This is a genomic window from Bacillus sp. TCT6 (genome assembly GCF_056033845.1).
The window spans coordinates 1049167-1075387 of sequence record NZ_JBVYHX010000001.1; the positions used below are offsets into that span (position 1 = coordinate 1049167).

Sequence of the window (26221 nt, forward strand, 5' to 3'; positions counted from 1 at the left end):
TCTGCCTCTAAGCCATATGTTATATTATTATCCACGTAATTGTTGTTGTGCTAAAGCAACAAGACGTTTTGTTACTTCACCGCCAACTGAACCGTTAGAACGAGATGCTGTATTAGACCCTAAGCTTACACCAAATTCTTGTGCAATCTCATATTTAAATTGTTCAAGCGCTTGCTCTGCACCTGGAACTAATAATTTGTTTGTTTTTACCATGTTGATACACATCCTTATGAGTAGTCCAGTTCAGCTAAGTTCTTATCTAAACTGGTAACGTTATTTTATGTGGAAATGACGTAGTCATACGCGGAAGTAATCGGTGCGATTAGAAGTTCTTGGATAGAAAAAAGAGTAGCAAATTTGCTACTCTTTTTTTAGTATTGTCGCTGTTCCTTCCACGACAATATCATCTGATTGATTATATATGTTTGTTTGCAACGTAATGATTTTTTTATCGTCACGCTTCTTAATAACCTCTGCCACAACACGAAGTGTATCACCGATTTTGACAGGGGCACGGAATGAAACATTTTGGGATAAATAAATCGTATTTTTGCCTGGGAGTTTCGTTCCAAGGATGGTAGAAATAAAACTCGAAACGAGCATACCGTGAGCAATACGTTCTTTAAACATTGTTGTTTTTGCAAAAGAATCTAAAATATGAATAGGATTCACATCTCCAGTCAATTTTGCAAAATTGATAACATCTTCATCCGTAATTGTTTTTGTAAGGGATGCTTGATCACCGACTTGAATCTCATCATAACGAAGCTCCGGAACAGTTTGTGCTTCTTGAAATGGATTCATTTTGTCCTCCTTCTTTTCCATATCGAAAAATGCTAGCCATCTTGATGTAGTAGGAGGAAGAAAGAGTTTTGTTTGTGCTGCAGTTAGCTCCCACATTTTTCTTACTTGATGGAAGTAAATAGATTTTTTGAATTTTCCTCGAACTTTTTTGCGAGTTCCAACTGTTTTGACTTGAACTCTTCCAAAAAACCCTCTAACTGTTTTTGAGCCTCTTCACGTTGTAATTGTTGTTGCTCAATAAATTGTTTTGTTGTTTCTTCAAATTGACCGCTTGTTTGTGTAAGGATTGACAAAGATGTTTTTGTAGGAGAAACAGTAAGTTGCTGCATATGAGCAGAAAGTTCCTTCCACTTGTCTTGCCACTCGTTAATTTGATCATTTAAGGAGTTTCCAGTTAATTGTTTCACGTAATCTGTATATTGGTTATTGAACTGAGCAGTGAGTTGTTGTAGTTCTTTTTCTAGTTCATCTACTCCTGATGTTAATTTATGCAAAGCGTCTTGTTGTTGTTTTAATGTTTCTAAAGTAAGTTGCTCTAATTGTTTTCCAGCTGAAGAGAAAAGGGAAAGTGATTGAGACCAGTTTTTCCAAAATGCATCGACTAATTCGTATGGTTTAGTTTCCATTGTTTGACCCCCAAATGTTTTTTTGCATATTGTGAACGCAGATTACTCTGCTGTACCACCAGGTGAAGATGAAGAATCCTTTTCATCCTTTTCTGGAGAAGTAGAAAATGGAAAGAATGCATTGGTGTATAACGTGAAAAACGTTCGCAACATATTTTGATAATGTTCAAAAGAAGTCGCACATGTTGTTAAATATTGCTCTCCATATTCAGTTAAAGAATAAATTCTTTTTGCCGGCCCTCCATCGCTTGTATCCCAAGTAGAAGAAATAAGGTTTTCTTTTTCTAATTTGCGTAGTGTTCTATAAACATTACCTTGGTCAACAGAAGAAAAGCCGATATCCATTAGCATTTGAATAAGTTTGTAACCATGAAGACTCCAGTCTTTTAGACAGAGAAGTAAGAAGGGAACTAAGAAGTTTTTTGGCATGGAGTTTGGTTGTTTCGCTTGGTTGTTCTCCAAACTTTCGCGTTGTTCTGGTTCATTTTGTAGCATGATTGTGCATCACCTCATGAATCAGTTAGATGGAATTTTTTGCTTATAAGTGCAATTTACACCTATCTGTTTTTAAAGTCAACACATTTGTTAGAAAATAGAAAAAAATAAAATATAGACTTGAAGTTTTATTCAGAATATTAGAAAATAGTGAATAGGTTGAATTGTTTCAAAAACGAAAAAGGGAGTGTAGGTAAAGTGATTGATCAAAAATTCGATCCACTACAAGCATGGAAAAATGCTTATGAACAAACCGAAACATTTTGGGGAAAAGCGCTCAATGAAACAATTAAAACAGAAGAATATTCTGCTTGGATGGGCAGCGTTCTAGATTTGAATTTGTTTTATCAAAAAGCATTAAATGATACGACAAAAAACTATTTAGAACAAGTAAATGTGCCGACGAAAGAGGATATCGCAAGAGTGGCTACGCTTGTTATTAACTTAGAAAATAAAGTAGATAACATTGAGGAGTTTCTAGAGGAGAAAGTAGATTCTTTAGGACAAGCTCCTACATTAAAGCGTGATGTGACGAAAGTGAAACAAGATATTCGTACGCTTGAAACAAAAGTAGATCAAATTTTAGAATTGCTAGAAAAGCAAAATGCAGTACTAGCTAAACTACAAGTACCTGTAAAAGAAGAGATAAAGCCTGCGAATAAGCCGGAAAATAAAAAATGATAAAAGCGCTTGTTTATAACAGGTAAAAGAGAGAGGGAGAATCTCTTTCACGTGTAAACGGCGAAACATAATTATATAGGGACTCTACAGTATGAGTACCAAAATGATTCATAACAATCGTTCACAAATTCATTTAAGGGGGAAAAGAAATGGTTCAATTAAATGGCAAAGTAGCAATCGTAACAGGTGGAGCAAAAGGGATTGGAAAAGCAATTACAGTAGCATTAGCACAAGAGGGAGCGAAAGTAGTTATTAACTATAATAGCAGTAAAGAAGCAGCTGAAAATTTAGTAAATGAACTAGGAAAAGATGGACATGACGTTTATGCAGTGCAAGCGGATGTTTCTAAAGTAGAAGATGCAAACCGACTTGTAGAAGAAGCTGTGAATCATTTTGGTAAAGTTGATATTCTTGTTAATAATGCTGGTATTACAAGAGATCGTACATTCAAAAAGTTAAATCGTGAAGATTGGGAGCGCGTAATTGACGTGAATTTAAGTAGCGTATTTAATACGACAAGCGCGGTTCTTCCATACATAACGGAAGCGGAAGAAGGAAGAATTATTAGCATTTCTTCTATTATTGGCCAAGCAGGTGGATTTGGCCAAACAAACTACTCAGCAGCAAAAGCGGGTATGTTAGGATTTACAAAATCATTAGCGTTAGAACTTGCAAAAACAAATGTCACTGTAAATGCAATTTGCCCTGGATTTATTGATACTGAAATGGTAGCAGAAGTACCAGAAGAAGTACGTCAAAAAATCGTTGCAAAAATCCCGAAAAAACGTTTTGGTCAAGCTGATGAAATTGCAAAAGGTGTAGTATACCTATGCCGTGACGGTGCGTATATCACAGGTCAGCAATTAAACATTAACGGCGGATTATATATGTAATGAAGTAAGAAAAAAGTGCATATCCATAGCAGGAATGCACTTCTTTTTTTAGAAGGAAATCGACCAAAAAGGAGATAGGAAAATGACTACATTCGCAACAGAATGGGAAAAGCAATTAGAGCTATACCCAGAAGAGTACCGAAAAGCATACCGCCGAGTGAAAAGGGCGAGTGAAATTTTATTACGTGAACCAGAGCCGCAAGTAGGATTAACGCCGAAAGAGGTTATTTGGACGAAGAATAAGACGAAGCTTTATCGCTACATTCCAAAACAAGAAAAAACACAAAGAGTTCCAATTCTGTTAATATATGCTCTTATTAATAAACCATATATTATGGATTTAACTCCTGGAAATAGTTTAGTGGAATATCTAGTGGATCGTGGTTTTGATGTGTATATGCTTGATTGGGGCACATTTGGTTTAGAAGATAGTCATTTGAAATTTGATGATTTCGTGTTTGATTATATTGCAAAAGCAGTAAAAAAAGTAATGCGAACTGCAAAAGCGGACGAGATTTCTTTACTTGGTTATTGCATGGGTGGAACGCTAACTTCCATTTATGCAGCACTTCATCCGCACATGCCAATTCGTAATTTAATTTTCATGACAAGTCCTTTTGATTTCTCTGAAACAGGATTGTATGGTCCTTTATTAGATGAGAAATACTTCAATTTAGATAAAGCGGTTGATACATTTGGAAATATTCCGCCAGAAATGATTGATTTCGGAAACAAAATGTTAAAACCAATTACGAACTTTGTTGGTCCATATGTTGCTTTAGTAGATCGTTCAGAGAATGAGCGCTTCGTCGAAAGCTGGAGATTGGTTCAAAAGTGGGTTGGTGATGGTATTCCGTTCCCAGGTGAATCATACAGACAGTGGATTCGTGATTTTTATCAAAATAATAAACTGGTTAAGGGTGAACTTGTTATTCGCGGACAAAAGGTAGACCTTGCAAATATTAAGGCGAATGTCTTAAATATTTCCGGGAAACGTGATCATATCGCTTTGCCATGTCAAGTAGAAGCGTTACTAGACCATATTTCTAGCACAGATAAACAATATGTATGTTTACCGACAGGGCATATGTCTATTGTTTACGGTGGAACAGCTGTAAAACAAACATATCCGACGATTGGAAATTGGCTTGAAGAGCGTTCTAATTAAAAATAAAAAAATCCAACTAGCCTATGTTAGTTGGATTTTTTTATGGAAAATAACAAAACATAGAAAGGAGAAATTTATATTTTAGGAGTATGATTATGAAACTTATGACCGGTAAGTTGTTTTGGAATACAGGAGTTTCTGTACCTTGTTATCCACCGTTAGAAAGTGATATGATATGTGATGTACTTGTAGTCGGAAGTGGCGAAGCAGGTGCTCATATAGCGCATTCGTTAGCGAAAATTGGTATGAGTGTTACTCTTATTGAAAAAAGAGCAATTGCGTGTGGTAGCACAGCTGCTAATACAGGTTTACTACAATTTCTTCATGATAAATCGTTAACTTCTCTTATCCATACATTTGGTAAAGAAAAAGGGGTACGAGCATATAAGCTTTGTTATGAAGCGCTAAGAACAATGGAAGAGGTTATACCGACTCTTGATATTGATCCCCATTTTATTCCGCGAAATAGTTTATATTATGCAAGTAAAAGTAAGGATGTCTCATTTTTACAAGAGGAATATAATACGTTACAGAATTATGGATTTCCAGTTGAATATTTTACAGAAGCTGATATTAAGAAACGTTATTCTTTTGCAAAACAAGCAGCGTTATATATGCAAGGTGATGCTGAGGTGAATCCGTATTTACTAGCGCATAGTTTTTTGCATAAAGCAAACCAAATGGGAGCTAATATATATGAACATACAGAGGCAATACATATAAAAAAACACCAAAATGATTTAATTTGTTACACGAAAACAGGAAATCAAATTGTAGCAAAGAATATTATTATGGCGACAGGTTATGAAGCGCTTTTTGGAAAGAAAGAAAAGAATACAACAGTAGAAACTTCTTATGCAATTGTAACAAATGAAATAGATCAGTTTGAAGGCTGGCATGAGCGATCGTTAATTTGGGAAACGGCACGGCCCTACTTATATTTTCGAACGTATCGAAACCGCATTATTGTAGGCGGATTAGATGAAGCGATGCAAATTCAAACAATCGGTGATACGAAATTATTGCATAAGCGTGATATCCTTATTAATATTGTAAAAGAACTGTTCCCGCAGTATAAAAATATACAGGCAGACTACTATTGGGCAGCCGCATTTGGTGGTACTCATGATGGTCTCCCCATTTTAAAAGAAGACGAAAAGATACATAATTTGTTTTACGCATTGCCGTATGGAGGTAATGGAACTGTATATGGAATGGTCTTTGCCAAATTATTTGAGCAGTTATTTACAAATAAAGAAAGTAAAGATTTTTCTTTATTTAATCGATAGAAAAAAGGTAGCGAAGTGATGGAATGAGAGATATAAAAAAGTTTTTACAAAAATTACGTCCTGTACAACTCATCGTTTTGTTTTATTTATTAGCGGTAGTTGTATCGGTAATATTGCTTAGTTTACCGTTTGTTACGAAGGCTGGTGTGAAATGGACATTTATAGATGCCCTCTTTACATCGGTTAGTGCGGTAAGTGTTACGGGACTGTCTGTTATTACGATTTCAGATACGTTTACTACAGCAGGAATTATTGTTTTAGCCCTTATTTTACAATTAGGCGGCTTAGGGATTATGGCACTTGGTACGTTTGTTTGGATTATAACGGGGAAAAAAATCGGTTTGCAGAGAAGAAGACTCATTATGGCAGATCATAATCAAGGGAATTTATCAGGCCTTGTAGAATTGATGCGTTCTATTTTAATTGTAATTATTTCGATAGAACTTATTGGAGCAATACTATTAGGTACAAGATTTCTACTTTATTTTCCAACTTGGCAAGAAGCTTATTTCCACGGTTTCTTTGCCGCTGTTAGTGCAACTACGAACGGAGGATTTGATTTAACTGGACAATCACTAATTCCGTACAAAAAAGATTATATTGTGCAAATGATTCATATGTTGCTTATTATTTTAGGAGCGATTGGCTTCCCGGTGTTAATGGAAGTAAAACAATTCTTTAGTAAAAGGCGACAGCAACTATTCCGCTTTTCGTTATTTACAAAATTGACGACAACGACATTTTTTGCACTCGTTATCGTTGGAACAATTATGATTTTTCTACTAGAACGAAATCAGTTTTTAGCAGGAAAGTCATGGCATGAAACAGTTTTCTATACATTATTCCAATCTGTGACGACGCGAAGTGGTGGACTGGCTACAATGGATATACGTGAATTGTCACAACCGACGCTTTTATTTATGAGTATATTAATGTTTATAGGGGCATCTCCAAGTTCGGTTGGGGGCGGAATACGTACAACAACATTTGCTGTTAGTATATTGTCACTATACACCTTTGCAAGGGGCGGTAGAACAGTTAGAGTCTTCAAACGTCAGTTACATGAAGAGGATGTACTGAAAGCATCTGTCGTTATGACGATGGGGATTTTGTTATGTGCTACTGCGCTATTCGTTTTATCTATTACGGAAAATGTACCGCTTATGAGCTTAATTGTTGAGGTTTGTTCTGCTTTCGGAACGACAGGACTATCAACAGGTGTTACGCCTGATTTAACAACTATTGGGAAACTTGTACTCATTGTGCTTATGTTTATCGGACGCGTTGGTATTTTAACATTTATTTTAGCTAGTGGTGGAAGGGAACAACCACCTCGCTATAAATACCCGAAAGAACGGATTATTATTGGATAGTATGAAACCATTCTACCTATGTTAGGTAGAATGGTTTTTTAGTCGTTAATGCCAAATTGTGGATGCATAAAAGCTTCATTTTTATTATCTGATTCGTTTTTTAGCAACTCTTGATTTTCTTCTGAAATCCACCCAATATCATTTGTAGGATGGATCCACTCATCACCAGCCATAATGGCAGGATCTACTTCATCACTCCAATTGTTAAGTGGACTGTTCTCGGAATTATATTTACTGTCTCCAATTACAACATCATATGGATTCACAAAAGGTTGTTGCATCGTTTTTCCTGTTCCTTTAAAAGATGGAAAATTCATTTGATGCGGGAGCGTTTCGTCTAAAATTGGTGATTGAATCTTTTCTTTTTTCTTCAAAATCATCGCTCCTTTTTATAATGATTTCTTCATACGTAGTATTTCCATCGAACGCCTCTTATGTACTTGTTAACACTTGCCAGTAATAATTATTTTAAATTGTTTCAAACTAGAGTAGAAAGTGATTTCTTGAGAGCAGGTGAATGTATTGGTAAAAAGAAAAGTAAAACAAAATGCGGCAATCAATAATAATAAAACTCCGAAAGAAAGCTTACCGGATGCAGAATTTGCATTAGAGTATGAAGGAGAAAATAGCGCAAAGTATGCTAATCGTAATTCAAAAAAAGGGAAACAAAAATGAGGCGTTTTTACAAACGCCTCATTTTTTTGTGGGATTATAAAGGTTTTTTTAATTATTTGTAAATTTAGTGTTTTCTATTAGCAGAAAAATGCGAAAAAACATAGAAGTAGCAACGTATTACACAAAAACAAACAACAAACAAAAGATTAATGTTGGTTTAATACTGCTTTTACACTAGTTGTTTATATTTGAGTTGTACATAAGATTTGTAAAAGGAGAGAGAAACAGTGAAAAAAACAATCTTTAAAGCTGTAGCGACTGGAATGGTATTTTCGTTATTAATGGGGTGTGGTGCAAAGAAGGAAGAAAGTGCTGGAGCGAAAGTGAAAGATGAAAAATTATCTGGATCATTAACTGTTTACACAGCAATTGAAGAAGAGCTTGTACCAATTTATCTTGATTCCTTTAAAAAGAAATATCCTGATGTGAAATTAAACATTGTACGTGATTCAACAGGAGTTATTACTGCGAAATTGCTAGCTGAAGGGAAAAATACACAAGCAGATGTTGTATGGGGAACTGCGGCATCAAGTCTATTAGCTTTAGATAAAAAAGATATGTTAAAAGGATACTCTCCAAAAGGAACAGATCGTGTTCTTCCGCAATTTAAAGATGATAAGCAACCTGAAAAATGGGTAGGAAATACTGCATTTATGACGGGGATTGCTGTAAATAAAGAAGAATTAAAGAAGAAAAATTTACCGATGCCAGAATCATATGAAGATTTAACGAAACCAGAGTATAAAGGAACACTTGTTATGCCACATCCAGCATCATCTGGAACAGGGTTTTTAACAGTTTCTGCATGGCTACAAATCATGGGTGAAGATAAAGGCTGGGATTACATGAAGAAACTTCATGATAATATGGCAAGTTATACGCATTCAGGATCAAAACCAGCAAAATTAGCAGGAGCAGGTGAATATCCAGTCGGTGTATCAATGGTTTATAGTGCTTTAAAAGAAAAACAAAAAGGTGCCCCAGTTGAAGTTGTACTGCCGAAAGAAGGATTAGGATGGGAAGTAGAAGCGAACGCACTTATTAAGAAAGATAATGCGAAAAATGATAAATTAGCGCAAGCATTTTTAGATTGGGCAATTACTGATGATGTAATGAAGTTATACTTTGAGAAAAATGGATTTGCGACAATTAAAAATGACTATAAACTTCCAGAGGGATTCCCGAAAGATGTTACTGAAAAATTATATAAAAAGAATGACTTTAAATGGGCAGCAGAAAATCGTGACAAAATTTTAGAAAAATGGGAAAAAGAGTTTGGTCAAAAAGCAGAACCGAAAAAGTAAGTGAGTGGGAGAGAGAAAAATGAGCGAATATTTATCAATTCAACACATTCAAAAACAGTTTGATGCATTTACAGCGTTAAAAGATATTTCTTTTACTGTGAACAAAAATGAGTTTGTTTGTTTATTAGGCCCAAGTGGTTGTGGGAAAACGACGTTGCTTCGCATTTTAGCGGGACTAGAGGAACCAACGACTGGCAGTATAGCTGTGAATGGAAAAGATATTACAGCATTGCCTCCTGGAAAGAGAAACTTCGGAATGGTTTTCCAATCGTATGCTTTATTTCCGAATTTAACAGCACTTGAAAATATTGAATACGGCTTAAAGACAAAAAAATATGGGAAAGCAGAAGTGAAAGAGAAAGCGCTAGATGCGTTAAAACTTGTAGATTTGCTGAATGTAAAAGATAAATATCCTGCTCAAATGTCTGGTGGACAACAGCAGCGAGTAGCACTTGCACGTGCGCTCGCTCTGTCTCCAGATATTTTGTTACTCGATGAGCCGTTATCAGCTTTAGATGCAAAAGTGCGTGAAAAATTACGTAGAGAAATGCGTGATTTGCAAGAGGAAATAGGAATAACGACGATTATGGTAACGCATGATCAAGAAGAGGCATTAACGATGGCTGATAAAATTGTTGTAATGAATCATGCGGAAATTATGCAGATTGGAACACCAGAGGAGATTTATCAAAGACCAGCCAATCCGTTTGTGGCAGATTTTATTGGTTCTATTAATTTCTTTTCGAAAAATAACGAAGAACATGCAATTCGTCCTGAACATGTAACAATTGTACAAAAGGAAGGTATTAAAACAGTTGTGGAAAGTATGGAATTTCGCGGATCCGTATATCGGACGGAAGTGCGAGTCATAGAAGAAAACACACACCTTTATAATGAGAAAATTGTAGTGGATATATTAGCATCAGAAGTAGAAGCAACCGCTATTAGAAAAGGAAAGCCGATTCAAATCTCTTTCTCAGAAAATCATATGTTGTCATATGGAAAGAAGGTCATTGTATAGATGGAGATGTTAGAAAACTATAAGGTAGAAAGTACGAAAAAAAAGATTAAGAGAAGTATTGGGAAAGAGGAATGGATCCAAAGGCTCGTAATTATCGGTATGATCCTTTCCTTCCTTATCATACTTGTATTGCCGCTATTACAAATATTTACACAAGCTTTTTATAATAAAGATGGAGTTTTCATTGGTTTAGCGAATTTCAGTAAATATTTCACAACACCAACTTTAGTTCAGTCTTTACAAAATACAGTATGGATTTCGGGCGCAACAACAATTATTTCAGTTGCAATCGCATTCGTTTACGCATATGCAATTGCCCGTACGAATGTTTTTGGAAAGCGTGTATTTCAGTATGTAGCGTTATTACCATTGTTCGCACCAACGATGATGCACGGTATAGCACTTACATATTTATTTGGTAATCAAGGGCTAGTAACGAAAGGGATGTTTGGGTTATTTGAAGGTATACAAATCCCTTTATATGGACCAGTAGGAATTGTAATAGCTGAAGTTATGTATACATTTCCGCAAGCATTTCTTATATTGCTAATTGCCTTTCAAGGATCTGATTATCGATTATATGAAGCTTCTAATATGTTAGGGGCGAGTAAAACAAAGCAATTTTTCACGGTTACTTTACCTAGTGTAAAGTACGGATTAATTAGTGCAATGTTTGTTGTGTTTACACTTAGTTTTACTGATTTTGGGGCACCAAAAATTGTTGGTGGGCAATATAATGTGCTTGCTACTGACGTATACAAACAAGTAATTGGACAGCAAAATATGCCGATGGGTGCAACTGTCGGAATGATTTTATTAATCCCAGCTATATTCGCATTTGTAGTTGATCGTATTACGCAAAGAAAGCAGGCGAATTTCTTATCTTCAAAAGCAGTACCATACAGAATAATAGCTAATAAGAAAAGAGATGTAATCTCATTCATATATTGTAGTGTAATTACACTTATGATCATTCTATTATTTGTTGCAGTTGGTATTGCTGCAAGTGTGAAAGTATGGCCATATAATATGAGTTTTACATTTGAGCATTTTAATTTTTCGAGTTTAACAGGAGATGGACTTGAAGCATTTAAAAATAGCGTAATTGTTTCAGCAGTTACAGCAGTTATTGGGGCGATTTTAACATTTGTATTCGCATATGCAATTGAGAAAATAGACCAGCTACAATTTTTTAGAAAAACAGGTTACTTTTTCTCTATAGTGCCGTTAGCGATACCAGGTTTAGTACTCGGATTAGGATATGTCTTTTTCTTTAGTCAACCAACGATTCAAATTCTGGGACTATCAGTAACGAATCCGTTTCATTCTTTATACGGAACAATCGCTGTGTTAGTACTAGTAAATATCATTCATTTTTATTCTGTAACATTTGTCACGGCAACGACTGCCTTAAAGAAATTAGACCGTGAGTTTGAGCTTGTTTCGCAGTCAATGGGTATTCCGTTTTATAAAACATTCTTTAGAGTAACAGTACCAATGTGTTTACCAGCAATTTTAGAAATGGTGATGTACTACTTCGTAAATTCGATGGTAACTGTGTCAGCAGTTGTATTCTTATATGCAGCTGATTTTAAACTAGCTGCCGTATCAATCGTAAATATGGATGATGCAGGAAATGTAGCGCCAGCAGCTGCAATGAGTGTACTTATTGTTATTACAAATATTGTAGTGAGAGTTGTATATGAATGGGGAACGAAAGCACTTCGTAACCGAACTTCGCAATGGCAAAAAAGATAAATAAGAAGGGTGATGGACAGAATGAAAATTGAAGCAGTTATTTTTGATTGGGCAGGTACGACAGTTGATTACGGATGTTTTGCACCACTAGAAGTATTCATGAAGATTTTTCATAAACGCGGCGTTGAAATTACAGTAGAAGAAGCACGTAAGCCAATGGGATTATTAAAAATAGATCATGTAAGGGCACTAACAGAAATGCCTCGTATTGCGGATGAGTGGAAGCGTGTCTTCGGTCAATTACCAACAGAAGTAGACATTCATGAGATGTATGAAGAGTTTGAAGAAATTCTCTTTTCTATTTTGCCAAGTTATGCTACGCCGATTGAGGGGGTAAAAGAAGTAATCGCTTCTTTACGTGAGAGAGGCATTAAAATCGGTTCAACAACTGGTTATACGAGAGAAATGATGGATATTGTTGCAAAGGAAGCAGCGTTACAAGGATATAAACCTGATTTTCTTGTTACGCCAGATGATGTTCCAGCAGGCCGTCCATATCCATGGATGTGCTATAAAAATGCAATGGAACTTGATGTGTATCCGATGAATCATATGATAAAAGTAGGGGACACAGTATCAGATATGAAAGAAGGTAGAAATGCTGGAATGTGGACAGTTGGTGTAATTCTTGGAAGTAGTGAGCTCGGTTTAACGGAAGAGGAAGTGGAGAGTATGGATTCGGTAGAGCTTCGTGAAAAAATAGAAGTAGTTCGTAATCGGTTTGTTGAAAATGGGGCTCATTTTACGATTGAAACGATGCAGGAGCTCGAAAATATAATAGAACATATCGAGAAACAAGAACTAATTATTTCATAAAAGGGGCACTGGATCATGAATGAAAATCACTATTTATTATTAACACCAGGACCATTAACGACAACAAAATCAGTAAAAGAAGTTATGCTATACGATTGGTGTACGTGGGATGTTGAATATAATACGATGGTGCAAGAAGTAAGAGCTAAACTTGTATCGTTAGCGACGAAGGAAGAAGAGAAATATACAACAGTGTTAATGCAAGGAAGCGGTACGTTTTCAGTTGAAGCAGTAATTGGTTCTGTTATTCCGGCAAATGGGAAGCTTCTCGTTTGTACAAATGGTGCGTACGGTAAGCGCATCGTGCAAATGGCAGAGATGTTACAGATTGATGTAGTGGTCAGTCAAACAGAAGAGTGGGAACCTACTAATATTGTAGAAGTAGAAAAGTTATTGCAAGAAGATAAAGAGATTACGCATATTGCAGTTGTTCATTGTGAAACAACGACAGGTATTATAAATCCAATTGTAGATGTATGTAAATTAGGAAAGCAGTATGGAAAGGTTACAATTGTTGATGCGATGAGTAGTTTCGGCGGGATTGAAATAGACATTGCTGATTTACAAATTGATTTTTTAATTAGTAGTGCAAATAAGTGTATTCAAGGGGTTCCTGGATTCGGATTTGTAATCGCAAAACGTGATGAATTATTGAAGTGTAAAGGAAAAGGACGTTCTTTATCTCTTGATTTATATGATCAATGGGAAACGATGGAAAAACAAAATGGGAAATGGCGTTTTACTTCACCTACACATGTTGTACATGCTTTTTATCAAGCACTACTTGAACTAGAAAAAGAGGGGGGAGTGAGAGCGCGTTACAATCGATATTACAACAATCAAAAACTACTAGTGAATAGAATGGGAGAAATCGGATTTAAGCCACTAGTAGATGAGAAATATCAATCTCCTATTATTACATCTTTCATTTATCCAAAAGAGGGGTTCGAGTTTCAACAGTTATATAACGAATTAAAGCGTTATGGATTTGTTATTTACCCTGGAAAAATTTCGAAAGTAGATACGTTTCGCATTGGAAATATCGGTGATGTACATGAAGAAGATATTAATCGCTTAGTTGATAGTATTGCTAAAGGAGCTGTTATTGGATGAAAGTATTTTGCTTAGGTGGAGCAGGTAAAATTTGTCGTGAAGCTATTTTGGATTTAGTTCAATTTTCATCTTTTGAGACGATTACAGTAGCTGATTTTAACGAGGAAGAGGGCCGTAAAGTAGTAGAATGGCTCAACGATCCTCGTGTTGATTTTGTAAAAGTAGATGTAACGAATCATGAGGATACGGTTGCAAAAATGATTGGTTATGACATTGTAATGGACGGTACGACGATAAAGCTAAACGGATTGTCGACCCGCTGTATTGCAGAAGCAGGGTGTCACGGTGTGAACTTAAATGGATTTGGTGAAGAAAATGAATCGCATGCTATATTTGTTCAAAACGAAAAAACATGTTTACCTGGATTTGGCATGACGCCAGGTGTAACGCAAATGATGGCAATGCATGCAGCAAATCAACTGGATACTGTAGATACGATCCGCGTAAGTCACGGTTCGTATCGTCCGATTGCTTTTTCTGCATCAATTACAGAGACAACGACATATGAATATGATCCACATTTACCATCGCGTACAGTGTATGAAGATGGTGAATTTAAGCAAGTACTTCCGTTTGCGCGTCCAAGAGAAATAGAATTGCCAGCGCCTTATGGTAAGACAACGCAGTATATAATCCCGCATTCTGAAACAATTACGTTAGCAAAGGCACTAGAAAATAAAGGTATCAAACTGATAGAGACGAGAGGAACTTGGCCAAAGCAAAATATGCAACTTGTACATGCTTTATATGATTACGGCATATTGCGTAATGATCAGATTGAAATAAATGGGAAAGAAATTGGTATTATGGATTGTATTTCGCAGTATTTATTACAATCGAAAGAAGGACAAGAAACAGAGGTTTATGGTTATGCACTTCATGTAGAAGTAATAGGTATGAAAAATAATGAGAAGCAAAGACATGTATTATATCATACACATCCGTTATCTGATGGCTCTGTTGTAGGATGGGAAAAATTAAGAGCTTATACGAGAAACGTCGGTATTCCATTTGGGATTGCTGCAGAGTTAATTGCAAATGGAAATGTAAATAGGGTGGGTGTTGTTACGCCTGAAGAAGCTTTTGAAAATCCACAATTGATTTTTGATGAGCTAGCAAAGCGCGGTATTCATATTCATGAAAAAGTTTCTGCTTATAAAGAAAATTACAACCTTGTATAAATAAGGAAGTTTATGAGGGAGATATAAATGAGGTGAAGCTATGTCTGTAGTAGGAGAAGAAAGAAAGCGAACCATTCTTGAAAAGGTAGAATTTAAAGGGAAAGTAAAGGTTTCAGAATTAGCGAGAGAATTTGCTGTATCAACAGAAACGATTCGTCGATATTTAGAAGAATTAGATCGTGAAAAGAAGTTGAAAAAAGTGTATGGTGGAGCTGTTCAACTTCCAGGCGCTGGGGTAGAGGCACCAATGTTAGAAAGAGAAATGCTACATATAGAAGAGAAGAAAAGAATTGGTTATAAAGCAGCGACATTTGTAGAAGATGGTGATGTCATTGCAATTGATGATGGAAGTACACCGCTTCAAATGGTTCCATACCTTGTTCATCGTAAAAACTTAACGATTGTAACAAGTTCATTTCCAGTCGCAACACAATTAATTTCTTCTATTAATAAAAAGATGTTTCACGGTGAAGTTTTATTTATAGGTGGAAAAGTATCTCCAAAGCATTCGCGTGTATCAGGGTCTATTTCTCAGCAAGTAATACAGCAATTCCATTTTCATAAAGCGTTCGTTTCGATTGATGGGCTATTACCTAGTTTTGGAGTTTCCAGCTTTGAATTAGAGAAAGCGAAATTGTCAGAGGCGATGATGAAATTAGCTGAGAAAACATATATTTTATGTGATCATACGAAGGTAGGCGTGAAAGGGAATTATCGTATAGCAGCATTTTCACGTATTCAACATGTAATTTGTGATAAAAAAATGCCATATAGTTTTGAAGAAGAACTTATGAAGCATAATATTCAGTGGACAGTTTGTTAAATACAGTGAAAGTACCTAAACTCCCGCCTAATTTTTAGGAGGGAGTTTTATTGTCTGTAAATCGTAAAATAAAAGATTTGCATTTATGCAAAAAGTGGACACATTTTCTCATCTCTTTCATATAATTTACCAATACAAAAAAAGTTGGTCGAAGGAAAGAAGGGAGAACATGTCAGAACGAATATATAATAAACTTGTATTGTACGCGAATATTTTGCAAAAAATCGGTGTCATCAATGAGAAGGAAAAAAGTGAAATTCTTCATACGATAGGTAAAAAAGCCCTTTGAATAAAGGGCTTTTTATTATTTATCTTTAAAAATATAAATTTAATGTAATATTCTCATTGACAATGATAATGAGATTCATTATCATTTATTTGTGGATAATTGATAAGTATTATCAATTATAAAAATTATATATGATAGGGGATATTATTTTGAAAAAAAATTATATGAAGGCGCTAGTAGTAGCGACAACATTAGCAATTCCATTTGCTACGTACTCTACTCCAGCATTAGCAGCACTAAAAGTTGAAGCAAATCAATCGGTAGCAGCAGCGAGTGATCGCACGTATGATACTGAGATTAAAATATATAAGGATCAAAAAGACGAGCCATCTATGGTTTCTCAATATATAAAAGATCCTAAAGTAACAATTGCAGCTGGCAAAAAAATTGTCACTGTAACAATGCAAGATAGCGATTATTTTCAATATCTTAGAATAGAAGATAGAAACCAGCCTGGTGTATTTCATGATGTGAAAGTTTTGTCAGAAGATAAGAGGAAGAATGGAACGAAAGTAGTTCAATTTGAAATTGGCGAGTTTGAGAAGAAGCACAATATGCAAATGCATATACTTATTCCAGCTATTGGATATGATCACAAATATCAAGTTCAATTTGAAATTAAAGATCCAACTGTAGGTAACAAAGAAACAGAGAAACCAGATGATAACTCTAATTCAGGCAATACGGAAACGGATAATCCAGTTGATAATCAAAACATGATAACAGATAACAAATTAAGAGAACTTGTTAATAAAAAAGTATTTAATAGAAAAGATTTAAATACACCAATTACGAAAGAAGAGTTATTACAAGTAAAGGATTTGTTTTTAAATACAAACGAGATACTTGATTATAGTGCATTAAAATATATGCCAAATTTAAAATCTTTAACAGTTGCGAATGCAAAGATAAAAGATCCGTCGTTCTTTGCGAACCTAAAGCAATTAAATCATTTAGCTTTGCGTGGTAATGAATTTTCAGATGTAACGCCACTTGTTAAGATGAATAATTTAGAGTCTCTTGATTTAAGTAATAATAAAATTACAAATGTTGCACCACTAACTGAAATGAAAAATGTAAAAACTTTATATCTATCAGGCAACCAAATAGAAGATGTAACAGCATTAGCAAAAATGGAACAACTAGATTACTTGAATTTAGCAAATAATAAAATTAAGAACGTTGCTCCATTAAGTGCTTTAAAAAATGTAACATACTTAACTTTAGCAGGTAATCAAATTGAAGATATTAAACCGTTATATTCATTACCTTTAAAAGATTTAGTATTAACGCGTAATAATGTTAAAGATTTATCGGGTATTGATCAAATGAATCAATTAAATAAATTATTTGTCGGGAAAAATCAAATTAAAGATGTGACACCACTTGCTAAAATGACTCAGCTTACAGAATTAGATTTACCCAATAATGAATTAAAAGATATTACTCCATTATCAAGTCTAGTAAACTTACAAAAGCTTGATTTAGAAGCGAATTATATTACAGACTTATCACCAGTGAGCAATTTGAAAAAATTAGTATTTCTAAGTTTTGTTGCAAATGAAATCCGTGATGTCCGACCAGTTATAGAACTAAGTAAGACGGCTTATATCAATGTCCAAAACCAAAAAGTATTTTTAGAGGAAACAGAAGTAAATAAAGAAGTAAAAGTACCTATATATGAAAAAGATGGTGAGATTTCTACGAAAATTCGTCTGAAGAGCGATAACGGTACGTATAGTAATGGTGTAGTGAAATGGAGTACACCAGGTGAGAAAGTATATGAATTTGGTGTGAAAGATCCATTTGCGGATACAGGAATCTTCTTTACAGGGTCTGTTATTCAAAATGTAGTAGAAAGTAAAGACGGTAATACATCTAAAGAAGATGAGAAAACAGAAGTGGTAGAATTTAAAGATGTACCAAAGGGACATTGGTCAGAAGAAGCAATTAATTACTTAGCGAAAGAAAAGTTATTTATAGGCTATGGAAATGGTGAATTTGGATTTGGTGATAACATTACTCGTGGACAAGTAGCTCTTCTAATACAAAGGTATTTAAAATTAGAAAATAATCTAGAACCAAAAACGGCATTTACAGATACGAAAGGAAATATGTATGAAACGGCTATTGATGCAGTGGTTCAAGCTGGTATTATGACAGGGTATGGAAATGATATATTCCGTCCAGATGGAGTATTAACTCGATATGAAATGTCAGTAGTACTACAAAGAGTATTTCAGTTAAAAGAAAATGAAAATAGTGCAGAGAATTTCAAAGATATACCAAATGGCCATTGGGCGAAAGGATATGTGAAAGCTCTAGTAGATAATAAAATATCAAAAGGTGACGGGGAAGGGAATTTTTTAGGAGATAATTTCGTAACACGTGAACAATATGCACAGTTTTTATATAATGCAATAAAGAAATAAAGTGAAACTTTAATCAGTGGGGGTTTTGTTTATCCCCCACTGATTATTAGCCCTCACCAATCGGGCTTTTACGGGCAGAGCCCGATCCCTGCCTAACTTCTTTGCTTTCGCTGCATTTTGAGGTGGGGGTCTTACTGCCTAGCAAATAGCGGGATAAAAAGTGAGGAAAATGCACTATTCTTTAATTAAAGAATAGTGCATTTTTTTATGTACAAAATGAAATAGGCAATAGATAGGAGTATAGACATATGAATAGCCTATTTTAAAGAAGAACCGCGAAACTATATTGACAAAAAAGCATTCTCATGTGATAATTCAATTAAATTTTTGGAATAATCAAAAAATATTCCTTTTACATAGAAAGGATTCGAACCTTATATGAATATTATGCCGGGGGTGACGAAATGTTATTTTTTCTGAAGAAATGGAATGAATTAAAAGATGTGAAATCTGAATTGGCACTTCGTGATTGGTTTTATGGTACCAAAATTAGTTTGTCGCTATGTACGTCAAAAGAGCCGTTAACATTTTTAGTAAATGTTGAGGGAAGAGATAAAGGGCTATTTTCGGAAGAAGATTTTATTGTCGTAAATTGCATGTGCGAGTCAGTATTTGAAAATGAAGAAAAACCAGCTGCAGAGTCATTTATGCATGCGGATATTTATAAAAAAAGTAGTGCAGGATGTATTTTACAAGTGCAGACTGTAGATAGTCATTTAATATCAGAGTTATATGGAGAAGAAGGAGAAGTAACGTTCGATAAACGCAGTGTGGAACGTGTTTTCGGAAAAGAAGGTATAACAGAAATGACCATTCCAATTGTAGAAGATGAAAAAAAATTCGCTGATTTATTAGAAAGCAATGTTCCGAATTTCATTGAAGGTGGAGGAGTAGTTCTTGTTCATAATTACGGCATGATTGTGTGGGGAAAAACGCCAGAAGAAGCGAAAAAATGGCTAGAGGGTATAGAATATTTAATGAACTATCATGTGAAATTATTAATGATTAAGGGCGCAAGAAGCTCTGTTATATAAAAATGAATGTGATATGGCCACAAGTTAATAAATAAATGAAAGCGTTTTAAAAATAATTTCACTCATAAAATATAGGTCTCCTTATTATATATAGATTACATGTTGACATGTAAGGAGGAACATATTTTGCGAGTTAAATATCATTTTCTGCCAAAGCAGCAAGTAACATTTTGCAAAATAAATGATTCTGGTGAAGAGGCACTGCAAACGATGAACAAAACGGGATTTCGAGCCATCCCGGTATTAGCAGAAGATGAGAAGAAATTCACGGGGATTATTTATAAAGTAGATTTATTAGAAAAAAAATGCAATAGCGGATTAGAGCATGTAAGTGCAGGAGATATACTTGACAATTCCAATGCATTTATTTTTGAAAAGGATTCCTTCTTCAGAGCCTTTTATGTGATTCGTCGGCTTCCGTTTTTAGCCGTGCTAAATGATTATAATGAATTTGTCGGTATGTTAACGCATTCGAATATATTTGATGTTATTGAAGATTCATTTGGTATGCGGACAGGTGGTTATATATTAACAATTGCAACACAAGATTGTAAAGGAACGATTAAAGAGCTTGGGACATTGTTAAAAGCATATAATATCGGTGGGTTGTTTACACTCGATAACGGTGATCAATATATCCGCCGCGTTATTGTAAATATATCAGATGAGTTAGATGAAACAAGATTAAAGCAATTAATCGGAAAAATAGAGAAAAAAGGATTCAGAGTGAGTCATGTAGATTATATTTAAGTTAAAAAGAAAAGTACCTATCTGTTATATATAGATAGGTACTTTTCTTTGTGAGTAATAAACTTTATTTTGAAACAGGAGGCGGGGATAATGCTAGATCAGATAAAAAAATAAAGTCTGCATGCTCACGAATTTTAGGGATAGAAGTTTCAATAACGCGTGATGTAATTTCACCTGGGGGGCCCACATGCCCGATAGCTACCATAATAGGTTTTTCTTGAATTTTTTTGATGAGTAATTGGGCTTGTTTTGAAATATGTCCTGCTGTATACACATCATCAAAAAATAGTTGGTTTTCAATAATAGGAACTCCTAATTCTTTTCCGATTTTTGGGACGACACTATTAGGATTAGTTTTACTATCTAAGTAAAATAAACCGTGTTTTTTACAAGCAGCAAGTATAAGGCGAACAATTCTTTCATCCGCTGTTACTTTTGACCCCATATGATTGTTCATTCCAATTGCATGCGGAACTTCTTGAATCGCTTGTTCAAGTCGGTTGTTTATTTCTTCATCGCTTAAATCGGTTGTAATTGCTTTCGGTCCAAGCCATTCTTTTTTACCTTTAATAGGTTCCATTGGCATATGTATAATAACTTCATGGCCTTTTTTATGGGCGGCTATTGCATCTTCTTTTGTGGAAGGAAGAAAAGGCATAACAGCAACAGTGAGCGGAATGGGAAGTGATAACATTTGATTAGTCCCCTTCATATTATTGCCGAAATCATCAATGACAATAGCAACTTTATTCGTATGAGCATTTGCTTGAATAGGAAATAAGAAGGACGGTAAAAACAAAACAATGATGAACAATGTAATCGTATATTTTCGCATATAAATATTTCCTTTCTATTGTTATCCCGCTATTTGTGGGTAGTAAGACTCCCACCTCAACATTGGGTTGGATAGGTGGGAGATTCACTGCCTATAAACGCACGATTGGTGAATGCTAATAATCAGTGGGGCTGAACAAAAAACACTGATTAAAGTTTCACTTTATCAATCATCATTATGTTTTGCTTTTTTATATAAATTAAACAAAAAATGTCGAAGAAAAGTAGGTGGAAAATTAAGAATCCCCGGTTTACGTAGAATTTGTAAAAAAAGAAGATGAAAAAAATGTCTATTATTGCGAATGTATTTACAAAGATAGAATAATTTGTAATAATTCTCAAAGTGAGGGTAAAGATTTGTAAATTACAGGGAGAAAATGTTAAAATTTCTGATTCTTCAAATTTGTATATGATTAAGTAGTTAAAAAGGTCAATGGAGAAGTGAAGTTGAGAGCATGGAAGTATAATAAGGGGGATATGGATGTTTACTGTAAAAAGGAAGTACACATTAGAAAAGCTTTCACGTGATATTCATATGAAACGTGAAGAAATGATTCAACTAGGATTAACAAGTGGGCTAAATAGTAGGGAGACAATTCAAGTTAGTCAAGAATTGGACAAGCTTATTTTACAATATCAGTGTTATAAAGAAAAACAAACACCGAAATGGTTTTCAATTATAAAAATACCAATTTTCCAAATCGGGTATGAAGGAAAATCAAATAATTTTTGGCGAATGCTTGTCGCTGGTTTTATGAAATAAGTATAATTACCCTTATAGGATAAGGATAATTATACTATGTGTAACGGAATTTCGATATGAACTGTCGTTCCTTCGTTTTCTGTACTGTCAATAAAAATATGCCCATTATACATCTCTACAATTCGTTTACATATGACAAGTCCAAGACCTGTTCCAGTATCTTTATTAGTAAAGAACGGATGAAAGAGGTGTTTTTGAATATGTTGCGGAATCCCTTTTCCAGTATCTGTAATCTGCAATTGTGCGTGTGTTTCATTGTTTTTTACTACAATGGTTAGTGTATCACTAGAAGTCATGGCCTCAATTGCATTTTTTGTAATGTTTAAAACCACTTGTTTCATATGGTCTTTCGAACAACGGATATGAACAGGATGGTCTGGCAAATGTAAATGGAATACAATGTTATGTAAATTCGCCTCAGATTGAATAATTAATGCTACCTCATTTAGAATTGTTCTTACGTCATATGTTTGTTCGATGATGGCGGTTGGCTTGCCGAGAATAAGAAATTCACTTACAATTTCATTGATTCGCTCTATTTCTTGTTCAATTACGGAAAAGTAGAACTGATCTTGTTCATCTTTATATTTCTCTTTTAATAGAGCGACGAGTCCTTTAATTCCAGTAAGAGGATTACGGATTTCGTGTGCTGTACTTGCTGCAAAAGTTCCAACTAATTCAATTTTCTGTAGTTCATTTTGTTGTCTTTCAAGTTTTGTTTGACGTTTTAACAACATATATTGAGCAAGTAAAAATAAAATAGACATTAAAAATAAAGTAGCGATACACTCTATTGCAACCCACTGGTATAAGTTTTTTTGATGAATAGGTAATGGTGAAACAGAGACCTTCCAATTTAATCTTTGGAGTGGAGTAGTAAGCATATTAGAATGCGTATCACTTGTGTCATTATTATCATCGGTTAGAAAAACTACATCATGTTTATCAGTTACCTCAAAATGGTATTGTGGTTTAATGGCATTTAAAGAAGATGAAATGTAATCAAAGCGTAAACTAGCTAATAATAATCCTGAGAGCTCCTTCTGTTTATTGAATATGGGGGCAGCAATCATAATAGCTTTATGTCCAAGAACGCGATCAGTAATGACTGATGATACAGTGGTTTTTTTAGTTTGTAGCACGTCTTGAATATATTTACGGTCTGAAACATCTACGGGCTTTGATTCATCTTCAGATGCGATTGTAATGACCCCTTTTGGTGTAGCGTAATATAGACCAGAAAAGCGTGCATCGTTTCCATCTGTATCATGTACAATTTGTTTAATGCCATTTATATTACCAGTCTCGGTGCCTACAACTTTTGCAAGCATGTCTAAAGCAGAAATTGCTTCACCAAGATGATGATCTAAATAATCTCTATATAAAAAGAGAACTGTATGAGCGGATAATTTGTTTTCCTGTTTCATTTTATATGTATGATACGAATAAAATGTAGCACCAATCCCTATTGTCGGTAGGATAACAAGCAATATATATATAATTATGCTTTGGAATTTGACTTTCAAATGTGGTACTCCTTCTTTTTTTATTATCATTATATATAAACTATGTTAAAATTGTCATGTTTTTATTCAAGAATGATTCTTAATATATTAGGGGAGAGGAAATGGATGAGTGAATGCTCATTCGGAATTCACATGAAGTATGAAGTGGCATTTTCTTTTTATTGCTGAGAATTTAAGTGAAGGGTTGAAAGTTGTATGACATCAAATAATGAACGAGAAGATATTTCTCAATCTTTAAAAGTATTTATTGCATTATCTCGTGTACATCGTTCTGTTATGGATACTACAAATAAATCTATACAAAGTAACGGGTTAAATCCAACGGAATTTGCTGTATTAGAACTGCTATATCATAAAGGCGGTCAACCACTCCAGCAAATTGGTGAGCGCATTTTAATAGCCAGTGGCAGCATTACATATGTTGTAGATAAGCTGGAGAAAAAGGGATTAGTAAAGAGAATCCCATGCCCGAATGACAGACGTGTTATTTACGCGCAATTAACTGAGTCTGGCGAGAACTTTATTGCTTCTATTTTTCCGGGGCATGAGAAAGTTATACATCAGTCTTTTGAAATGTTAACGAAAGATGAAAAAGATGAATTACTTGATCTATTAAAAAAAATTGGGAAGTATGAAAAATAATAATATGTTCCAAAGGAGCTTTGGATAAATAAATCCAAGGCTTTTTTATTTGCAATGAACTCAGGGTAGTAACTGCCGAATTTTGTTGAAAATTAAGAGGGAATTCGGGAATACGTATTGAATTATAGTAAAGGTATGTAATGGAGAGGAGGCTCGTTCATGTCATTTAAAGACTATGAATATAAACGCCCAAATATTGAAGAGTTAAAAGAGAAATTTACTGTTGCTTTAGAGAAGTTTGATAACGCAAAAACTGTAGAAGAACAAAAACAAGTCATTCATTCAATTAATGAAATTCGCAACGATTTTGGTACAATGGGAAACCTTTGTTACATTCGCCATTCTGTTGATACGACGGATACTTTTTATAAGGAGGAGCAGGATTTCTTTGATGAATTCTCTCCAGTTGTACAAGGATATGGTACAAAATATTATAAGGCACTCATTAATTCTCCATTTCGTGAAGAATTAGAGGCGTATTATGAAAAACAATTATTTGCTCTAGCAGAATGTGATTTAAAAACATATTCAGATGAAGTCGTGAAAGATTTACAATTAGAAAATAAATTATCGTCGCAATATACACAGTTATTAGCATCTGCAAAAATTGACTTTGCTGGAGAAGAAAGAACGTTATCGCAACTGATTCCGTTTATGCAAGGAAAAGAAAGAAGCGAACGTAAAGCAGCAAGTGAAGCATACTACGGATTTTTAGCTGGAAATGAGGAAGAACTAGATCGTATTTATGATGAGCTTGTTAAAGTGAGAACGAAAATCGCAAAATCTTTAGGTTTCAAAAACTTTGTTGAACTTGGATATGCAAGAATGTACCGTACAGATTATAATGCGGAGATGGTGGCTAATTACCGTCAGCAAGTGCTGGATTATATCGTTCCCGTTACAACGGAATTAAGAAAGCGACAACAAGCACGTATCGGTGTAGAGAAGTTAGCTTATTACGACGAAAACTTTGAGTTTGCTACAGGGAACCCAACTCCAAAAGGAGATGCGGATTGGATTGTTGATCATGGAAAGACGATGTATAAAGAGTTATCGGCTGAGACAGATGAATTTTTCAATTTCATGCTAGATAATGATTTATTAGATTTAGTTGCGAAAAAAGGAAAAGCTGGTGGCGGATATTGTACATATATTGAGAATTATAAAGCGCCATTTATTTTCTCAAACTTCAATGGAACATCTGGTGACATTGATGTATTAACACATGAAGCAGGTCATGCTTTCCAAGTATATGAAAGTCGTAAATTTGAAATTCCAGAATATAATTGGCCAACATATGAAGCGTGTGAAATCCACTCTATGAGTATGGAATTTTTTACATGGCCATGGATGAAGCTATTCTTTGAAGAAGATGCAGATAAATATTACTTCTCTCACTTAAGTTCAGCACTTCTGTTTTTACCTTATGGCGTATCAGTTGATGAATATCAACATTATGTATATGAAAATCCTGAAGCATCACCTGAAGAGCGTAAGACAGCATGGCGTAACATAGAGAAGAAATACTTACCGCATCGTGATTATGAGGATAATGATTATTTAGAGCGCGGTGGTTTTTGGCAACGTCAAGGGCATATTTATAGTTCACCTTTCTATTATATTGATTACACGCTTGCTCAAATTTGTGCGCTACAATTTTGGAAACGTGCAAGAGATAATAGACAAGAGGCGTGGGAAGATTATGTGAATCTGTGCCAACAAGGTGGAAGTAAATCGTTCTTAGAATTAGTAGAAGTTGCAAATTTAACATCACCATTTGCTGAAGGCTGTGTGAAAAGTGTTATTACAGAAATTGAAGCATGGTTACATGCGATTGACGACACAAAATTGTAAAAAACATGCGCTTTTTTTCACATGTTTAACATCGACATAATGGGAAAATGATGAGATAATAAAAGAAAATTCAGAAT

The 26221-nt window shown here is 34.7% G+C and carries 26 protein-coding genes; 19 read left to right on the forward strand and 7 right to left on the reverse strand.

Annotated features, from left to right (window positions below):
* Positions 1–27 precede the first annotated feature (27 nt).
* The 4 genes from AC0ONG_RS05265 to phaQ all read right to left on the reverse strand — a co-directional run bounded on the left by AC0ONG_RS05265 (position 28) and on the right by phaQ (position 1925).
* On the reverse strand, positions 28–213 hold the full coding sequence (locus AC0ONG_RS05265) for an alpha/beta-type small acid-soluble spore protein (RefSeq protein WP_000241212.1): 186 nt from the start codon (positions 211–213) through the stop codon (positions 28–30).
* 147 nt (positions 214–360) lie between these two features.
* A complete protein-coding gene (locus AC0ONG_RS05270; protein ID WP_001067916.1) occupies positions 361–804 on the reverse strand; it encodes a MaoC family dehydratase in 444 nt (147 codons plus the stop codon).
* A gap of 101 nt (positions 805–905) precedes the next feature.
* Complete coding sequence (gene phaP, locus AC0ONG_RS05275) at positions 906–1430, reverse strand: polyhydroxyalkanoic acid inclusion protein PhaP (RefSeq protein WP_000448596.1); 525 nt, start codon at positions 1428–1430, stop codon at positions 906–908.
* A 42-nt stretch (positions 1431–1472) separates the two neighbouring features.
* Positions 1473–1925 carry a poly-beta-hydroxybutyrate-responsive repressor gene (phaQ, locus tag AC0ONG_RS05280; protein ID WP_000939954.1) on the reverse strand — a complete coding sequence of 151 codons (453 nt, stop codon included), beginning with the start codon at positions 1923–1925 and terminating at the stop codon, positions 1473–1475.
* Between the two features lie 198 nt (positions 1926–2123).
* Here phaQ and phaR point away from each other — a divergent pair, with 198 nt between their 5' ends.
* The 5 genes from phaR to AC0ONG_RS05305 all read left to right on the forward strand — a co-directional run bounded on the left by phaR (position 2124) and on the right by AC0ONG_RS05305 (position 7329).
* Positions 2124–2606 carry a polyhydroxyalkanoic acid synthase subunit PhaR gene (gene phaR / locus AC0ONG_RS05285; protein WP_000566941.1) on the forward strand — a complete coding sequence of 161 codons (483 nt, stop codon included), beginning with the start codon at positions 2124–2126 and terminating at the stop codon, positions 2604–2606.
* Between the two features lie 149 nt (positions 2607–2755).
* Positions 2756–3499, forward strand: a complete 744-nt coding sequence (locus AC0ONG_RS05290) for an acetoacetyl-CoA reductase (protein WP_000250407.1) — start codon at positions 2756–2758, stop codon at positions 3497–3499.
* Positions 3500–3581: 82 nt separating this feature from the next.
* Complete coding sequence (phaC, locus tag AC0ONG_RS05295; RefSeq protein WP_000206331.1) at positions 3582–4667, forward strand: class III poly(R)-hydroxyalkanoic acid synthase subunit PhaC; 1086 nt, start codon at positions 3582–3584, stop codon at positions 4665–4667.
* 95 nt (positions 4668–4762) lie between these two features.
* A complete protein-coding gene (locus tag AC0ONG_RS05300; protein WP_016077950.1) occupies positions 4763–5956 on the forward strand; it encodes an NAD(P)/FAD-dependent oxidoreductase in 1194 nt (397 codons plus the stop codon).
* Between the two features lie 23 nt (positions 5957–5979).
* Entirely contained in the window at positions 5980–7329 is a 1350-nt protein-coding gene (locus AC0ONG_RS05305; RefSeq protein ID WP_016077949.1) for a TrkH family potassium uptake protein, read from the forward strand.
* Positions 7330–7367: 38 nt separating this feature from the next.
* On the opposite strand, the gene AC0ONG_RS05310 is transcribed toward AC0ONG_RS05305, so the two are convergent.
* Entirely contained in the window at positions 7368–7703 is a 336-nt protein-coding gene (locus tag AC0ONG_RS05310; RefSeq protein WP_000726020.1) for a DUF3905 domain-containing protein, read from the reverse strand.
* A gap of 148 nt (positions 7704–7851) precedes the next feature.
* On the opposite strand from AC0ONG_RS05310, the gene AC0ONG_RS05315 reads away from it, so the two are divergent.
* The 11 genes from AC0ONG_RS05315 (at position 7852) to cbpA (ending at position 20525) form a co-directional block, all read left to right on the forward strand.
* Positions 7852–8004, forward strand: coding sequence for a hypothetical protein (locus AC0ONG_RS05315; RefSeq protein ID WP_000240799.1), 153 nt, complete (start codon positions 7852–7854; stop codon positions 8002–8004).
* 227 nt (positions 8005–8231) lie between these two features.
* A complete protein-coding gene (locus AC0ONG_RS05320) occupies positions 8232–9308 on the forward strand; it encodes a putative 2-aminoethylphosphonate ABC transporter substrate-binding protein (RefSeq protein WP_000750915.1) in 1077 nt (358 codons plus the stop codon).
* Positions 9309–9327: 19 nt separating this feature from the next.
* Positions 9328–10329: a putative 2-aminoethylphosphonate ABC transporter ATP-binding protein gene (locus tag AC0ONG_RS05325; protein ID WP_000006195.1), complete on the forward strand. Its 1002-nt coding sequence runs from the start codon at positions 9328–9330 to the stop codon at positions 10327–10329.
* Positions 10330–12087 carry a putative 2-aminoethylphosphonate ABC transporter permease subunit gene (locus AC0ONG_RS05330; protein WP_000425527.1) on the forward strand — a complete coding sequence of 586 codons (1758 nt, stop codon included), beginning with the start codon at positions 10330–10332 and terminating at the stop codon, positions 12085–12087.
* 21 nt (positions 12088–12108) lie between these two features.
* Entirely contained in the window at positions 12109–12903 is a 795-nt protein-coding gene (phnX, locus tag AC0ONG_RS05335; protein WP_000687386.1) for a phosphonoacetaldehyde hydrolase, read from the forward strand.
* A gap of 15 nt (positions 12904–12918) precedes the next feature.
* Positions 12919–14016, forward strand: a complete 1098-nt coding sequence (gene phnW / locus AC0ONG_RS05340) for a 2-aminoethylphosphonate--pyruvate transaminase (RefSeq protein ID WP_001004779.1) — start codon at positions 12919–12921, stop codon at positions 14014–14016.
* Positions 14013–15197: a saccharopine dehydrogenase family protein gene (locus AC0ONG_RS05345; protein WP_000862157.1), complete on the forward strand. Its 1185-nt coding sequence runs from the start codon at positions 14013–14015 to the stop codon at positions 15195–15197. Before phnW ends, AC0ONG_RS05345 begins: the two co-directional genes overlap by 4 nt.
* Before the next feature lie 40 nt (positions 15198–15237).
* Positions 15238–16020 (forward strand): DeoR/GlpR family DNA-binding transcription regulator, encoded by a 783-nt coding sequence (locus tag AC0ONG_RS05350; RefSeq protein WP_000117666.1) that lies wholly within the window; start codon positions 15238–15240, stop codon positions 16018–16020.
* Between the two features lie 438 nt (positions 16021–16458).
* Positions 16459–18741 (forward strand): NEAT domain-containing leucine-rich repeat protein, encoded by a 2283-nt coding sequence (locus tag AC0ONG_RS05355; RefSeq protein ID WP_000742628.1) that lies wholly within the window; start codon positions 16459–16461, stop codon positions 18739–18741.
* A gap of 404 nt (positions 18742–19145) precedes the next feature.
* Positions 19146–19775, forward strand: a complete 630-nt coding sequence (locus AC0ONG_RS05360) for a class II aldolase/adducin family protein (protein ID WP_000896006.1) — start codon at positions 19146–19148, stop codon at positions 19773–19775.
* Positions 19776–19901: 126 nt separating this feature from the next.
* Complete coding sequence (gene cbpA / locus AC0ONG_RS05365; RefSeq protein WP_001264213.1) at positions 19902–20525, forward strand: cyclic di-AMP binding protein CbpA; 624 nt, start codon at positions 19902–19904, stop codon at positions 20523–20525.
* A 64-nt stretch (positions 20526–20589) separates the two neighbouring features.
* On the opposite strand, the gene AC0ONG_RS05370 is transcribed toward cbpA, so the two are convergent.
* Positions 20590–21360, reverse strand: coding sequence for a divergent polysaccharide deacetylase family protein (locus AC0ONG_RS05370; protein ID WP_001234134.1), 771 nt, complete (start codon positions 21358–21360; stop codon positions 20590–20592).
* Between the two features lie 480 nt (positions 21361–21840).
* Here AC0ONG_RS05370 and AC0ONG_RS05375 point away from each other — a divergent pair, with 480 nt between their 5' ends.
* Positions 21841–22122: an aspartyl-phosphate phosphatase Spo0E family protein gene (locus AC0ONG_RS05375; RefSeq protein WP_000495536.1), complete on the forward strand. Its 282-nt coding sequence runs from the start codon at positions 21841–21843 to the stop codon at positions 22120–22122.
* A 29-nt stretch (positions 22123–22151) separates the two neighbouring features.
* Here the strand turns inward: AC0ONG_RS05375 and AC0ONG_RS05380 are convergent, their stop codons facing one another.
* The gene (locus AC0ONG_RS05380; protein ID WP_000865060.1) at positions 22152–23648 is read right to left on the reverse strand and encodes a DUF3149 domain-containing protein; all 1497 of its coding nucleotides are present in this window, start codon (positions 23646–23648) and stop codon (positions 22152–22154) included.
* Between the two features lie 195 nt (positions 23649–23843).
* Between AC0ONG_RS05380 and AC0ONG_RS05385 the strand changes: the two genes are divergently transcribed.
* Together AC0ONG_RS05385 and AC0ONG_RS05390 are read left to right on the forward strand one after the other, a co-directional pair.
* The gene (locus AC0ONG_RS05385) at positions 23844–24290 is read left to right on the forward strand and encodes a MarR family winged helix-turn-helix transcriptional regulator (protein ID WP_000203336.1); all 447 of its coding nucleotides are present in this window, start codon (positions 23844–23846) and stop codon (positions 24288–24290) included.
* A gap of 159 nt (positions 24291–24449) precedes the next feature.
* The gene (locus tag AC0ONG_RS05390) at positions 24450–26144 is read left to right on the forward strand and encodes a M3 family oligoendopeptidase (RefSeq protein ID WP_016077948.1); all 1695 of its coding nucleotides are present in this window, start codon (positions 24450–24452) and stop codon (positions 26142–26144) included.
* Positions 26145–26221: the final 77 nt, after the last annotated feature.

What these genes read in the sequence shown, in the direction of transcription:
- AC0ONG_RS05265 (WP_000241212.1), bottom strand. Translation starts at nt 213, where the DNA reads ATGGTAAAAACAAACAAATTATTAGTTCCAGGTGCAGAGCAAGCGCTT.
- AC0ONG_RS05270 (WP_001067916.1), bottom strand. Translation starts at nt 804, where the DNA reads ATGAATCCATTTCAAGAAGCACAAACTGTTCCGGAGCTTCGTTATGAT.
- phaP (WP_000448596.1), bottom strand. Translation starts at nt 1,430, where the DNA reads ATGGAAACTAAACCATACGAATTAGTCGATGCATTTTGGAAAAACTGG.
- phaQ (WP_000939954.1), bottom strand. Translation starts at nt 1,925, where the DNA reads ATGCTACAAAATGAACCAGAACAACGCGAAAGTTTGGAGAACAACCAA.
- AC0ONG_RS05290 (WP_000250407.1), top strand. Translation starts at nt 2,756, where the DNA reads ATGGTTCAATTAAATGGCAAAGTAGCAATCGTAACAGGTGGAGCAAAA.
- phaC (WP_000206331.1), top strand. Translation starts at nt 3,582, where the DNA reads ATGACTACATTCGCAACAGAATGGGAAAAGCAATTAGAGCTATACCCA.
- AC0ONG_RS05300 (WP_016077950.1), top strand. Translation starts at nt 4,763, where the DNA reads ATGAAACTTATGACCGGTAAGTTGTTTTGGAATACAGGAGTTTCTGTA.
- AC0ONG_RS05305 (WP_016077949.1), top strand. Translation starts at nt 5,980, where the DNA reads ATGAGAGATATAAAAAAGTTTTTACAAAAATTACGTCCTGTACAACTC.
- AC0ONG_RS05325 (WP_000006195.1), top strand. Translation starts at nt 9,328, where the DNA reads ATGAGCGAATATTTATCAATTCAACACATTCAAAAACAGTTTGATGCA.
- AC0ONG_RS05330 (WP_000425527.1), top strand. Translation starts at nt 10,330, where the DNA reads ATGGAGATGTTAGAAAACTATAAGGTAGAAAGTACGAAAAAAAAGATT.
- phnX (WP_000687386.1), top strand. Translation starts at nt 12,109, where the DNA reads ATGAAAATTGAAGCAGTTATTTTTGATTGGGCAGGTACGACAGTTGAT.
- phnW (WP_001004779.1), top strand. Translation starts at nt 12,919, where the DNA reads ATGAATGAAAATCACTATTTATTATTAACACCAGGACCATTAACGACA.
- AC0ONG_RS05345 (WP_000862157.1), top strand. Translation starts at nt 14,013, where the DNA reads ATGAAAGTATTTTGCTTAGGTGGAGCAGGTAAAATTTGTCGTGAAGCT.
- AC0ONG_RS05350 (WP_000117666.1), top strand. Translation starts at nt 15,238, where the DNA reads ATGTCTGTAGTAGGAGAAGAAAGAAAGCGAACCATTCTTGAAAAGGTA.
- AC0ONG_RS05360 (WP_000896006.1), top strand. Translation starts at nt 19,146, where the DNA reads ATGTTATTTTTTCTGAAGAAATGGAATGAATTAAAAGATGTGAAATCT.
- AC0ONG_RS05370 (WP_001234134.1), bottom strand. Translation starts at nt 21,360, where the DNA reads ATGCGAAAATATACGATTACATTGTTCATCATTGTTTTGTTTTTACCG.
- AC0ONG_RS05375 (WP_000495536.1), top strand. Translation starts at nt 21,841, where the DNA reads ATGTTTACTGTAAAAAGGAAGTACACATTAGAAAAGCTTTCACGTGAT.
- AC0ONG_RS05385 (WP_000203336.1), top strand. Translation starts at nt 23,844, where the DNA reads ATGACATCAAATAATGAACGAGAAGATATTTCTCAATCTTTAAAAGTA.
- AC0ONG_RS05390 (WP_016077948.1), top strand. Translation starts at nt 24,450, where the DNA reads ATGTCATTTAAAGACTATGAATATAAACGCCCAAATATTGAAGAGTTA.